Below are 12,792 nucleotides of genomic sequence, written 5' to 3'. Positions count from 1 at the left end.
GGTATTGTGTATTAGAAAGAATTTGTGCCCAATGCCCCATTCCCCATTCCCCATTCCCCATCCCCAATTTTGAGTTGTAACCTCTGAGACGATAATATGGGAGAGTAGCTTTTTGTGCTTTCCGAGGGTGCTATCTCGTGCTATCTATACTGCGTGCTGACTTTCGTATCATATTTGAACGTGACCCAGCTGCTCGTAACTGGTTGGAAGTTTTATTTTGTTATCCTGGTTTGCAAGCCCTGCTATTCCATAGGCTGGCTCACTGGTTATATACTGTTGGTCTTCCCTTTATTCCCCGCTTGATTTCTCACTTGGCTCGGTTTTTGACTGGAATTGAAATCCATCCTGGTGCGGCAATTGGAAAAAGTGTGTTTATTGACCACGGGATGGGTGTAGTAATTGGTGAAACTGCGATCATAGGAGACTATGCCCTAATTTATCAAGGTGTCACTCTTGGAGGTACTGGTAAAGAATGTGGCAAACGCCATCCCACTGTCGGTGAAAATGTCGTAGTTGGGGCTGGAGCAAAGGTTCTGGGTAATATCCAAATTGGTAATAATGTCCGTATTGGCGCTGGGTCTGTTGTTCTCAGGGATGTGCCTTCAGATTGTACAGTAGTGGGCGTACCTGGGCGTATTATCTATCGTTCTGGAGTCCGAGTTGCACCTCTTGAACACAGTAATTTACCAGATTCAGAAGCCGAAGTAATTCGTGCTTTAGTAGACAGGATTGAGGCGCTGGAAGAACAAATACAAACTCTTGGGCGCAACAACTCTTCTGAAAAAACTCCTGTATTGGTAGATTGTGTAGCTTCTAACCAAGCTAATTTTTCACAACATGCTCCTATGTGCAGGCTTAAAGATAAGTCAATACAGCAGTTTCTAGATGGTGCGGGTATTTAAATCAAGTTAGGAGTTAAGAGTGGGGAGTGAAGAATAAAAATTCTCTTTGCACCTTCCAACTCATAACTCCTAACTGACAAAATTAAGGGCATTGCTGATTAAATGTATGAATCTGGGTGTAGAAACGTTGCATTGCAACGTCAAGACAAAAGTTTTTAAATCACGCAAAATCATTTTCATACCTCAATTCAGCAACGCCAAATTAAGGATTAATTTCTTCATAAAACCATTTCTGATTTTCATCACGGCGATAAAACTTTCTATTTTGTGGTTCGCCGCGTAATTCTAAGTGGTCTACTTGCACTGGGTCGAGTAGCAGTAGACAAAAATTAGGCAATGGCTGCACGGGGTCGGGTGCTGGTGGTGCAAAGGCTTCTGGATTTTCAACTCTGGGTTTACCAGGATGGGGCCAAGCAAACTGTAAACGTGCAGCATCACTCAGTTCTTGCCAAATGGAAATACGGGCTGGCTGTAAATCTTGGTGCGAATCATCATTACCTACCAAAGTTAAACAGCCAGTGATGCGAAATTGTTCGCGTGTGTTGGGGAAGTACCAGCAAACTTCTGCCCAAGGTTGTTGCTGTATCTGGTCGGCTTTAGTGCTACGAGTATCAGTGATAAATTTTAGCTGGTTTGTATCTTGTAGAAAACCGCGAAATACTAAGGTACGATTAGCAGGGCGACCGTTTGCCTGTACTGTTGCTAGTTGGAGGTAACGGGCATAAACAAGGCTGCGGTTGCAATGGAGTGCATGAGCGATCGCGCTTCGCCAAGGAGCAAGAGTCATTTTATCTCGTACCTAAGTATTGAGTATACTACTATTAACAAAACAAAAACACAAATTTTCTAAATATATATAATAAATGGTTACAATTCCAATCATAGATTTAACTGCCTTTAGCAATGGCGACATAATAACTCGGCAAAATATTATCAAACAAATCTATCAAGCTTGCCATGAAATTGGCTTCATGTACTTGCAGAATTCAGGAATATCAAAAGACATAATTAGGCAAGTATTCAGTTACAGTAAATCTTTCTTCAATTTACCTTTAGAAGTCAAGCAAAAGCAAGCTTGGAGTGATGAGTTTAATAATACCGGATACGTTGGTCTTGAGAGAGAACGTCTTGACCCCAACAAACCAGGCGACTTAAAAGAGGCGTTTAATGTAAACAAACAAGCGGCTATAGAAATAGATGCTTCTATTGTCACCTTTTATGATAATTGCACAGAACTTGCTAACACAGTGTTACAAGCTTATGCTTTGGCATTGGAATTACCAGAGGATTTTTTTATAAAAAGACACAATCAACAAAATCATACCTTGCGATCGCTCCACTATCCCCCATTGCAGACACCACCTCAACCCGGACAAGTACGTGCTGGTGAGCATTCCGATTATGGTAGTATTACCTTACTTTTCCAAGATGACGTTGGCGGGTTGGAAGTACAGACGGCATCTGGAGAGTGGATTGCCGCACCTGCGATTCCTGATACTGTGGTAGTTAATACTGGCGATTTAATGCAACGGTGGACAAACGATATGTTTTGCTCAACCAAGCATCGGGTGATAATTCCCGACAATAACAAGGTGAAGCAGTCCCGTTATTCTATGGCTTTTTTCTGTCATCCTAATGATGATACAGAAATTGCTTGCCTGGAAAGTTGCCAGAAAGAACAACAACCTATTTATCCGCCTATTCTGGCAGGAGAATATCTTTTAAGTCGTTTACAAGCAACTTATGGTAATTCGTAATATTTCGACTGCGCCCTTCGACGCCGCTCAGGACAAGCTCAATACAAGTTCGTAATTCGTAATTACTGGACTTTAGACTAGTTCGCGGTGCGAAACTCCACTTCCTGCCAGCCTTTGATAGCGCCAACAATAAAAGCACCTGCTGGGTTATCAATAGCTTTCTCAAACGCAGCTAAACCACCTTCTTTAACAGCATTTATTACTCGTTTTTTCAAGGTTGGGTTGCTTTCAATTCGATTTATGGCTTCTGCTGCTACTACCATTTGCTGTGATGTAGTAGTGGTCGGGTAAGTTTGCTCTAATTGTTTTAGCAATAGCTGAATCTCGGCAGCAGCTTGGGCAAGACTTTGGGGTTGTCCAGCAGCATAGTAATTACCTTGGATATAATCGTGTTCAATACGTTCGTTATAGTTGCCGCCACCTGTGTTGATATTGCGTAGTTTACCGCCGTAGGCATCGCCAGACATTGTTGTATCTCTTTGAAATACTCGGTTGCCTTCACCTTGAACGTTGTTGACGTTGCCGCCAACTAAACCATCAATTGAAAATCCACCAGGGTTATTAGTCATAGTACCTACCTGTTCTACATTTGAATAAAAACTAGGGCGTTGTAGCGCCTGATTAACAAAATTTTCTAAACTACGAATTCTGCTATCTTTTTCTTCTAGTAGTAATTTAATCTCCCGCTCCGGCAAGCCTTTTATCTCATTGTAAGTATCGAAATACTCTGCACTCAGATAGGATTTATCAGCCGCGATCGCTGTTTTGGCACGAAGCAGAAACTTATCCTGTCCCCGTTTTTCCATCGCCACAATTTCTAATTCAGCATCTGGATGATTTTCTGCTAACTGCTTAAAGGAAATTGCGATCGCTCTTGGGTCAACTTCTTGGTTGTGGTAAAGATCAAGGGTGTCAAATATTGGTTGAATAAAATCCCCAAACTCCCCCGGAGCAAAAACCTCTTTATTATTATCAGGTTTGCGAAGTGGATCAGGGTTCTGTTTAGTGGGCAGTCGCATATAAACGTATTCACACCGCACCCCATCAAACTTTGTATCAGTGGTAATGCCCCAATCTTGAATGTATGCCCCGGTGAGAGTAGCGCCTGTGAAATCCGTTCCATTAAGTTGTGCTTGGACTAGCTTTGCCCTGGATAGATTGGTATCTTGTAAATTAGCTCCACTTAAATCTGCACCAATAAAACTAGCATCCACCAAATTCGCTCCTTTGAAGTTGACACCGCACAAGTCTTGGCGGTCAAAATTCTTATCCTCTCCCTGTCCTGTAACTAACACATGGCGCACTTGTGCTTCTTGAAGGTAAGTTTTCTCAGCACAAACACGGTTGAGCATTTTTGCTTGATAGAAACAGGTACGAGTCAGAAGAGCATCTCGGAAATCTGTACTTTTGAGTGTTGCAAATGTAAAATCAGCATCGGTCAAATTTGCACCACAAAAACTTGTGCTTCTTTTATAGATTCCGCAATTGGTGCAAAATTTGGAATTACACATAATTCACATTTTGCGGAAATAACTGCTTCCGCCTTCCCTGTATCAACTTCCGCCTTTACGTTTGGGTGTTTCGCGCAGTCTGTATCAAATTCCGCCTTCCCTGGATCAACTTCCGCCTTTACGTTTGAGTGTTTCGCGCAGTCTGTATCAAATTCCGTCTTCCCTGGATCAAATCCCGCCTTCACGTTTGAGTGTTTCGCGCACTCTGTATCAACTTCCGCTCTGACGTTATCAGAAGTAGCTGGAAATTACTTAAATTTGAGGTTTTTAAATAAAAACCAATAATTTTACGTATGACAACTTTTGAAACAATTGTCCACTATAGAGTTATGGTAGATTTGAAAAATAAGTAACAATTATGGCAAGACCAAAACGTAATTTACGTATTCTCGGCAAAGCTGAAACACGTCTAGCAAGCGTTAAATCTATCAATTCAAGTATAGATGTCGGAGAGGGATTGTCAGTCAAAGATTATACTGGAAAAATCCAAAGCCTGCGACAATCTTTAGAAGCATACAATACTACCCTCTCCACTATTGATGTCTTACTAACCCAGATCCTTGAAAATGAGCAAGATTTGGCAGATTATTCTGAGAAAATTTTGCGTGGTATTGCTTATAAATTTGGTAAGAATAGCTATGAGTATCAGATGGCTGGAGGTATTCGTAAAAGCGATCGCAAGCCTAATGTGCGTAAAAGCGTGGTTCCTGCTCTCGGTGAACCCGCACCTACTGATTCGTAAATTAAATAGAAAAAGAGACTAGCAATTGCTAGTCTCTACATCTGGGTTATTGCATAAGAATCTGGCGGATTAAAATGCTCATCACCTCATGTGGATTTTCGGTGGGTACTAGTGAACTCCAGTCGCCAACTGCCGAATAGCCAATTACTTGTAAATAGTGAATGGTGCTGGTAACGGCTTTGGGAGAACCAATCAATGTATGTTTAATCGGTTCTCGCCGAGGTAATGGTTGTCCGGTTGGTTGATGGCTGGTGGTTGTATCTAAATTTTCCCCAGGCAAAAACTGTTCTAACTTGGACTGGGCAGATTCTGGTAATTGTGACATGATGATATTCATACTCCGATATTGGGGTTTTTATAAAGGCGATCGCTGTCTTCTTTGCGGGATTTGGCGATCGCCTTTATCGATCTTGGGGTTTAGATAGGGGCGATGGCTGTCTTCTTTGCGGGATTTAGCGATCGCCTCGATCATACTTTAATATTAAAGTATAATTTTATACCTTGTTAATTAATATTTGAAAAATTTTTATTAATAATTCTCAAGTTTTAACAGAAATAAATTATGCATAATTTTAGTAATATTAGTTACTTAAATATCTATATAACCGAGTACAAATTATTGTTTCAGGAGATTGATTCTGGTCATATTAAAAGAAAAGCTATAATTGCCCTAGCTTGAGTTGAAATCAAAATCGTTTATTCTTATGAGCCAACTGCTAACACTCAAATTAAGTGATGATGTCTATGCAACTTTGCAGCAGCAAGCTGATGCTGTAGGGCTTTCGGTAGCAGAATTAATTTCAATCAAGCGTACAATTGCTTTGATAATACTCCAGAATAAAGCAAGTATGACTTATTCATAATTTGCAAAATATGAAAACCTACGACTGGATTGTTGTTGGTGGTGGAATTACAGGTGCTGCACTCTCCTACGAACTAGCGAAGAAAGGCTTTTGTGTACTTTTGTTGGAGCAATACGGCACACCACAGAATGCAACTCGTTATAGTTATGGTGGACTTGCTTATTGGTCGGGTACTACACCACTAACTAATCTATTGTGCGAAGAAGCGATCGCACGTTACCATATCCTATCTCAAGAGTTAGACGCTGATATCCAGTTTCGGGAATTAGATTTATTACTTACTATCTCAGCCGCGAATGACCCAGAAGCAACGGCTGCATCATATAATCATTTTGCCATTCCACCTCGTTTACTGAGTGTCCAAGAAGCTTGTGAGTTGGAACCACTGCTAAATCGAGAAGCGATATCTGGTGCTTTAACTGTTAAACACGGTCATATTCACCCAGAAAAAACAGCACAAGCCTACATTCAAGCCTTTCTGCGTGCTGGGGGTGAAATGCAGATTACCCAAGTATTGCAAGTATTGCAAAATAGTGTAAAAACAACTACTGGAACTTTCCTCAGTGCGAACGTTGTCATCTGTGCGGGTGGACTCAGCCGCCAGCTACTAAAATCTGCTGGTATTCCCGTCAAACTGTATTTTACCCATGCAGAAATTATTGAAACCTCACCTGTTGATGTGCAGTTACGCACCTTAGTTATGCCAGCTAATCTGCAACGATTTCAACTAGAAGCTGAATCTACTCAAGTTGATGAATTGTGGAATCAATCAGGTAATGAGCCAGTACCGCCAATTTTAGATGCAAGTGCGATTCAGTTTCAAGATGGTAGTTTTCGCATCGGTCAAATTAGCCGTGTTCTCACAGATCCTTATGCCAATGTAAACTCAGAGGAAAGTGAAAAATGGCTGCGAAAAAGTGTTGGTGAAATTTTACCAACTTTGGAGAATTTACCAGGAACTTGGCATGATTGCTTGGTGGCATTTAGTAGCGATCGCCTGCCCTTGACTGGTACTATTCCAGATTGTGAAAGCATTTATCTATTCTCTGGATTTAGCAATCCTTTGGTGATTATACCACCTTTGGCAAAGCACTTTGCTAATTTTGTATCTGGCAATAAAGATGAGATTATTATCCAGCTATCTCTTCATTACTGACAAGAATTTTCTCAGACTAAACTTAACAAAGTTTAATATTGGAAAGTTATTTTTTTGTGACAAAATCATCTATTTTGTATAATAAGTAACTTTTTACTAGTAACCTATCGCACTATCATCACACTTTAAAGTTTAATATTGTCAGCTTTCTATTAAGTTGGCTGATTGGTCAAGAGGAAAATTTATAAAAACATGAGAAGACAATTTAACAGACGCAAGTTTTTAATTTACGGTTCTTTAACTTTTGGAAGCAGCTTTTTTTTAAAAGCTTGCGCGAATAATTCCCCAACTGCTACAGAGAGTCCAGTCGCACCTCCTGCTGCATCTCCAGCTGCTGCTACTGCTGGTGGCACAATCAAAGTAGGTATTTTGCACTCCCTTAGTGGCACGATGGCTATTAGTGAAAAAAGCGTTGTTGATGCTGAAAAATTAGCTATAAAAGAAATTAACGCAGCCGGTGGTATCTTAGGTAAACAAATTGAAGCAATTACCGAAGATGGTGCTTCTAACTGGGATACTTTTAGAGAAAAAGCAACTAAGCTAATCGATCAAGATAAAGTCGCTGTAGTTTTTGGCTGTTGGACATCTGCTAGCCGCAAGAATGTTAAGCCAGTATTCGAGAGCAAAAATCACATGCTCTGGTATCCTGTGCAATATGAAGGTCAAGAGTGTTCTAAAAATATTTTCTACACTGGTGCTGCTCCAAATCAACAAATTGAACCATCTGTTGATTGGCTGTTAAAAAATAAAGGAAAAGAATTCTTCTTAGTTGGTTCTGACTACGTTTTTCCTCGGACTGCTAACACAATTATTAAAGCCCAATTAGAAGCTTTGGGCGGAAAAACAGTTGGCGAAGATTATTTACCTCTTGGCAATACAGAAGTTACACCAATTATCACTAAAATTAAGCAAGCTTTGCCTAATGGAGGTGTAATTTACAATACTCTCAATGGTGATAGCAACGTTGCTTTCTTCAAACAATTGAAAGGTGCTGGATTGACACCAGAAAGATATCCTTCCATGTCTGTCAGTATTGCCGAAGAAGAAGTCAAAGCAATTGGTGTAGAGTATCTTAAAGGTCACTACGCTGCTTGGAATTACTTCCAAACAGTAGACACACCTGCTAACAAAAAATTTGTAGCAGCTTTCAAGAAAGAATACGGTGAAAATCGGGTAACAAATGACCCAATGGAAGCAGCATATATCGCCGTTTATTTGTGGAAGCAAGCTGTAGAAAAAGCTGGTACTACAGACATAGCGAAAGTGAGTGCTGCGGCGTATGGTCAAACTATAGATGCACCTGAAGGTAAAGTGACAATGGACACCAATCATCACATATCTAAAATCGTGCGAATTGGTCAAGTAAGGCTAGATGGTTTGTTTGATATTGTCTATGCTACTCCGACAGCCGTTGAGCCAGTTCCTTGGAATCAATTTGTGAAAGAGACTAAGGGATTTGCTTGTGATTGGAGTGACCCGGCTAAGGGTGGTAAGTACAAAAAAGCCTAAATAATTCTTAATTCGTAATTAATTACCAATTACGAATTAGTCAATCTGAACTTTGTAAGGGATTATAGCGAAGTGCGATACACCATTTATATCGGTGCGTTACGGTAAAAATATTTATTGTAGCTATGTTTAGTTACTTGTGCTGTAACACACCCTAAACATAATTACGAATTAGTATGTGAGGAAAAAAGTGTTAGCAGGATTTTTAGAAGCTATATTTAATGGTATTAGTATTGGCGCTGTCTTATTAATTGCTGCGTTGGGATTGGCGATTATTTTTGGTTTGATGGGCGTTATCAATATGGCGCATGGTGAATTGATGATGTTCGGCGCTTATACAACTTATGTTGTACAAAATATTTGCAAACAATTAAGCGGAGTGTGGTTTGAAATTTATATATTTTTGGCTTTGATTATTGCTTTTATATTCACGGCTGTTGTGGGATTAATTCTAGAAAGAGGCGTGATTCGTTATCTCTATGGACGACCTCTAGAAACTCTCTTGGCAACTTGGGGAGTAAGTTTAATTTTTCAGCAGTTTGTTCGTAGTGTAAATTGGGTATTGATAATTGATATAGGCTTATTTTCTCTATTGTTTTTTGGAGGTTTATGGATTTTAAATTCTCGCACTGATTTGGGAAGAGTTCGTAACTGGATTGTGGCGGTGATATTTTTATTATCGCTGGGGGTGACAATCACAACGGGTAATTTATTGAGTCAAAGTTATCAGTTAGCTGTAACTCAACCTTGGTTTGGCGCTCAAAATGTGGATGTAACAGCGCCTACTTGGTTACAAGCAGGGATGTCTTTAGGTGGTGTACAAATACCCTTTGCCAGATTATTTATTATTGGTTTAACGATAGTCTGTGTGGTGGGAATCTATTTATTTTTACAACGTTCTAGCTGGGGTTTAAAAATTCGGGCTGTGACGCAAAACCGCAGTATGAGTGCTTGTTTAGGTATACCAACTCAAAAGGTTGATGCAATTACTTTTGCACTGGGTTCTGGTTTAGCTGGTGTGGCTGGATGTGCAATTAGTTTACTTGGTTCTGTGGGACCAAATACGGGACAAAATTATATTATTGATACTTTTATGGTTGTTGTGGTCGGGGGTGTGGGGAATTTAGCTGGGACGATTGTGGCGGCGTTGGGTATTGGTACGGCTAATTTTTTAATTGGTTCTGGGACTCTGGCTTTGTTGTTGACTCCTGTGAAGCCTTTGGCTGATTTGTTTACTTTTTTTGCAACAACGAGTATGGCTAAGGTGATGGTGTTTGCGCTGATTATTGTGTTTTTACAATGGAAGCCTGGGGGGATTTTTCCGCAGAAGGGACGTACTGTTGATGTTTGAACGAACCGCCAAGACGCCAAGGACGCAGAGAATGAGAATAAAGGGAGGAAGATTATTAATCGAAGCTGGGGTGGTAGTTGCGATCACACTTTTCCTCATTATGATTCTGCCACTGTTGCTGACGGAGTTTCGTCTGAATTTATTGGGGCGATTTTTGTCGCTGGCGATCGCAGCTTTAGGTATTGATTTGATTTGGGGTTATACTGGTTTACTAAGTTTGGGACATGGTATTTTCTTTGGTTTGGGTGGATATGCGATCGCAATGTACCTGAAGCTGCAAGTCCCTACTGGTGAGTTACCTGATTTCATGGGACTTTATGGGGTTACAGAACTTCCCGCGTTTTGGCAACCTTTTTATTCTTTTCCTGTGACAATAGCTTTTGTGGTACTAATTCCAGGGTTATTGGCGGGATTGTTGGGATATTTGGTTTTCCGAAATCGGCTTAAGGGAGTTTATTTTTCTATCTTGACTCAAGCCGGAACTATTGTATTTTTCAATTTCTTTAACGGTCAACAACAGCTTTTCAACGGTACGAACGGACTGATAGATTTTACAACCTTGTTTGGAGCAACGGTCAGCGATGCCAAAACGCAGTTTGTTTTCTATACGCTGACGGTAGTGTTTCTCGCAGCCACCTACGGAATTTGTCGCTGGTTGACAACTGGACGCTTTGGGAGGTTGTTGATAGCTATTCGTGATGATGAAAGTCGGGTAAGATTTTCTGGCTACGACCCTACAGATTATAAGGTATTAGTGTTTGCAGTTTCAGGTGCGATCGCAGGCATAGCAGGAGCATTTTACACCCTTCAGAGTGGTTCTGTCTCACCCAGAGCAATGGATATTGCCTTTTCGATTGAAATGGTGATTTGGGTAGCTGTAGGGGGACGCGCTACTTTAATTGGGGCAATTATTGGAACTTTATTAGTAAATTTTGCCCGTACTTTTTTAAGTGAACAATTTGCTGAAATCTGGCTATTTTTCCAAGGCGCACTATTTTTGATAGTTGTTACAGTGCTTCCTGACGGCATAGTGGGATGGTTGCGTAGTCAGAATATTTCTCTTTTCCACCGCCGTCAACAAATTGCTACATATCCCACCTTGGAAGAAGACCCTGAAGTGCAACATGAACGCGAAAATATTGGAAACTGAAAACGTAACTGTTAGTTTTGACGGTTTTAAGGCTCTAAATAAGCTTAACTTTAATATGGATGTGGGTGAATTGCGGGTAGTAATTGGCCCCAATGGTGCGGGAAAGACAACATTTCTGGATGTAATTACGGGGAAAGTGCAACCAACTGTAGGGCGAGTTATGTTCAAAGGAAGAAACCTGCGTTCTTTACCTGAACATCAAATTGCACGGTTAGGAATTGGGCGCAAGTTTCAAACACCGCGAATTTACTTAAATTTAACGCCCCGCGAAAATCTAGAAATTACTAGCAACCGCAATAAAAATGTCTTTTCTACTTTGTTTGGACATTCTAATACTGCTGAAAAAAATAGTATTAAAGGATTATTAGAAACTATCGGTTTGACGCCAAAAGCTGACATTAGAGCAGGTTTACTTTCCCACGGTGAAAAGCAGCGTTTAGAAATTGGGATGTTAGTAGCACAGTCTCCAGACTTATTACTGGTTGATGAACCTGTTGCTGGTTTAACAGATGAGGAAACTTATAATATTGGCGAACTACTTTTAGCATTAGCGCAGAGTCATTCAATTTTAGTAATTGAACACGATATGGAATTTGTGCGTCAAATTGCTCAGAAAGTAACAGTGTTACATGAAGGTTCGGTGTTGTGCGAAGGAAATTTTGAGGAAGTTCAAAATGACTCTCGGGTGATTGAAGTATATTTAGGAAAACAAGAAGAATAAAAAACTCGATTCCACTTTCTATTCGCCGGGTAATTCTGGTCGGTTTGCGCTGTTAAACACCCGCTCTACTGTTAGCGCTAAATCAACAATTACCACTGATTCTATGCAAGTCGCACCTGTAAATACCTTATCCTCATACTGTCCCTCCACCCACTGGCAAATTGTAATTTGTTGCATATGTGGGTCAACAATCCAATACTCTAATATTTCCCTAGGGCATATTCCGTCCGCTAGAGGTAGAAACACCTTTGAGATTTTAGATTGTTCAATCCAAAATCTCAAATCCAAAATGGTATTATCTCATTTTTTATGCAGTTTTCTTATTCTTATCTGATGCTTGTTCTGCAAGATTTTTTAAGCGGCTTGCTCTCATTTTGCGGATGCGATCGCTATTGCGAACACCACCCGCCATTTCATATTCAGCGCTGTCTTTGCCGTACTTGATAGCAACTACCATTAACATTTTTTCAGAAAGCTGACTCAAATTTTTTTCCATCTCTTCAACTTCTGTTAAAGAAGAGTCAACTATAGCCAGAGCGCTGTTATGAACATCAAGTTTGTTACGTAACTGTTCAATTGAATCAATCAGTTTTTCTAAAGTATAATCTTGTTCAAATTTAATGCTTGGAACAATCGATTTCATCCCGGAAGCTCTTAACTCAACTTTTTCTAAAACGCGGGATATACGTTTTTTACGAGACATAAATTTGCTCTTTTAAGATAGTTCTAGAGCTAGCTTGCCTCAATTCAACCCGATTCCGGTTCAGCATAAATCGCAATTTTTGATCATAAAATTTTTAGCTTATATCGGTAATATTTCGGTATATAATTACTCATATAATAAGGCAAAAGGTAGGAACACGAGAGTAGTGGCTACAGACTTGGGAATAGTCGCTACAGACTTGGGAATAGTCGCTACAGATTTGAGAGTAGTCGCTACAGACTTGAGAGTAGTCGCTACAGATTTGAGAGTAGTCGCTACAGACTTGAGAGTAGTCGCTACAGACTTGAGAGTAGTCGCTACAGACTTGAGAATAGTCGCTACAGACTTGAGAATAGTCGCTACAGACTTGAGAATAGTCGCTACAGACTTGAGAATAGTCGCTACAGACTTGAGAATAGTCGCTACA

Annotated in this window: 16 protein-coding genes; 10 read left to right on the top strand and 6 right to left on the bottom strand. The window is 40.2% G+C overall.

The genetic code is table 11. The annotated features are described in order from the left end of the window. Window positions 1-137: 137 nt before the first annotated feature. The gene (gene cysE, locus V7L20_RS13165; RefSeq protein WP_334744511.1) at window positions 138-902 is read left to right on the top strand and encodes a serine O-acetyltransferase; all 765 of its coding nucleotides are present in this window, start codon (window positions 138-140) and stop codon (window positions 900-902) included. Between the two features lie 202 nt (window positions 903-1,104). Here cysE and V7L20_RS13160 read toward each other — a convergent pair whose 3' ends face one another. Continuing rightward, a complete protein-coding gene (locus tag V7L20_RS13160) occupies window positions 1,105-1,689 on the bottom strand; it encodes an Npun_F5749 family FMN-dependent PPOX-type flavoprotein (RefSeq protein WP_334744510.1) in 585 nt (194 codons plus the stop codon). Between the two features lie 76 nt (window positions 1,690-1,765). On the opposite strand from V7L20_RS13160, the gene V7L20_RS13155 reads away from it, so the two are divergent. Further along, entirely contained in the window at window positions 1,766-2,659 is an 894-nt protein-coding gene (locus V7L20_RS13155) for an isopenicillin N synthase family dioxygenase (protein ID WP_334744509.1), read from the top strand. A gap of 77 nt (window positions 2,660-2,736) precedes the next feature. Here the strand turns inward: V7L20_RS13155 and V7L20_RS13150 are convergent, their stop codons facing one another. Beyond that, window positions 2,737-4,101 carry a pentapeptide repeat-containing protein gene (locus V7L20_RS13150; RefSeq protein ID WP_334744508.1) on the bottom strand — a complete coding sequence of 455 codons (1,365 nt, stop codon included), beginning with the start codon at window positions 4,099-4,101 and terminating at the stop codon, window positions 2,737-2,739. After that, window positions 4,098-4,355: a hypothetical protein gene (locus V7L20_RS13145; RefSeq protein WP_334744507.1), complete on the bottom strand. Its 258-nt coding sequence runs from the start codon at window positions 4,353-4,355 to the stop codon at window positions 4,098-4,100. The genes V7L20_RS13150 and V7L20_RS13145 overlap by 4 nt, the downstream gene beginning before the upstream one ends. A gap of 173 nt (window positions 4,356-4,528) precedes the next feature. Between V7L20_RS13145 and V7L20_RS13140 the strand changes: the two genes are divergently transcribed. Continuing rightward, window positions 4,529-4,912: a hypothetical protein gene (locus V7L20_RS13140; protein ID WP_334744506.1), complete on the top strand. Its 384-nt coding sequence runs from the start codon at window positions 4,529-4,531 to the stop codon at window positions 4,910-4,912. A gap of 46 nt (window positions 4,913-4,958) precedes the next feature. Here the strand turns inward: V7L20_RS13140 and V7L20_RS13135 are convergent, their stop codons facing one another. Further along, complete coding sequence (locus V7L20_RS13135; RefSeq protein WP_334744505.1) at window positions 4,959-5,249, bottom strand: hypothetical protein; 291 nt, start codon at window positions 5,247-5,249, stop codon at window positions 4,959-4,961. Window positions 5,250-5,616: 367 nt separating this feature from the next. On the opposite strand from V7L20_RS13135, the gene V7L20_RS13130 reads away from it, so the two are divergent. The 6 genes from V7L20_RS13130 (at window position 5,617) to urtD (ending at window position 11,662) form a co-directional block, all read left to right on the top strand. Continuing rightward, window positions 5,617-5,775, top strand: coding sequence for a hypothetical protein (locus tag V7L20_RS13130; RefSeq protein WP_334744504.1), 159 nt, complete (start codon window positions 5,617-5,619; stop codon window positions 5,773-5,775). A 10-nt stretch (window positions 5,776-5,785) separates the two neighbouring features. Then, window positions 5,786-6,931, top strand: a complete 1,146-nt coding sequence (locus V7L20_RS13125) for an NAD(P)/FAD-dependent oxidoreductase (RefSeq protein ID WP_334744503.1) — start codon at window positions 5,786-5,788, stop codon at window positions 6,929-6,931. A gap of 192 nt (window positions 6,932-7,123) precedes the next feature. Further along, the gene (gene urtA / locus V7L20_RS13120) at window positions 7,124-8,440 is read left to right on the top strand and encodes an urea ABC transporter substrate-binding protein (protein ID WP_334744502.1); all 1,317 of its coding nucleotides are present in this window, start codon (window positions 7,124-7,126) and stop codon (window positions 8,438-8,440) included. Window positions 8,441-8,630: 190 nt separating this feature from the next. Further along, window positions 8,631-9,791 carry an urea ABC transporter permease subunit UrtB gene (urtB, locus tag V7L20_RS13115; RefSeq protein ID WP_334744501.1) on the top strand — a complete coding sequence of 387 codons (1,161 nt, stop codon included), beginning with the start codon at window positions 8,631-8,633 and terminating at the stop codon, window positions 9,789-9,791. 31 nt (window positions 9,792-9,822) lie between these two features. Continuing rightward, a complete protein-coding gene (urtC, locus tag V7L20_RS13110; protein ID WP_334744500.1) occupies window positions 9,823-10,941 on the top strand; it encodes an urea ABC transporter permease subunit UrtC in 1,119 nt (372 codons plus the stop codon). Further along, the gene (gene urtD, locus V7L20_RS13105; protein ID WP_334744499.1) at window positions 10,916-11,662 is read left to right on the top strand and encodes an urea ABC transporter ATP-binding protein UrtD; all 747 of its coding nucleotides are present in this window, start codon (window positions 10,916-10,918) and stop codon (window positions 11,660-11,662) included. Before urtC ends, urtD begins: the two co-directional genes overlap by 26 nt. An 18-nt stretch (window positions 11,663-11,680) precedes the next feature. Here urtD and V7L20_RS13100 read toward each other — a convergent pair whose 3' ends face one another. Both V7L20_RS13100 and V7L20_RS13095 read right to left on the bottom strand, forming a co-directional pair. Continuing rightward, the gene (locus V7L20_RS13100; RefSeq protein WP_334744498.1) at window positions 11,681-11,839 is read right to left on the bottom strand and encodes a hypothetical protein; all 159 of its coding nucleotides are present in this window, start codon (window positions 11,837-11,839) and stop codon (window positions 11,681-11,683) included. Between the two features lie 130 nt (window positions 11,840-11,969). Beyond that, window positions 11,970-12,365: a hypothetical protein gene (locus tag V7L20_RS13095; RefSeq protein WP_334744497.1), complete on the bottom strand. Its 396-nt coding sequence runs from the start codon at window positions 12,363-12,365 to the stop codon at window positions 11,970-11,972. A gap of 166 nt (window positions 12,366-12,531) precedes the next feature. On the opposite strand from V7L20_RS13095, the gene V7L20_RS13090 reads away from it, so the two are divergent. Next, window positions 12,532-12,792 (top strand): hypothetical protein (locus V7L20_RS13090; RefSeq protein ID WP_334744496.1); only part of this gene is annotated, 261 nt, incomplete at its 3' end.

The organism is Nostoc sp. (genome assembly GCF_036916735.1).
Classification (GTDB): Bacteria; Cyanobacteriota; Cyanobacteriia; order Cyanobacteriales; family Nostocaceae; genus Nostoc.
This window is presented reverse-complemented; position numbering and strand designations above follow the sequence as displayed.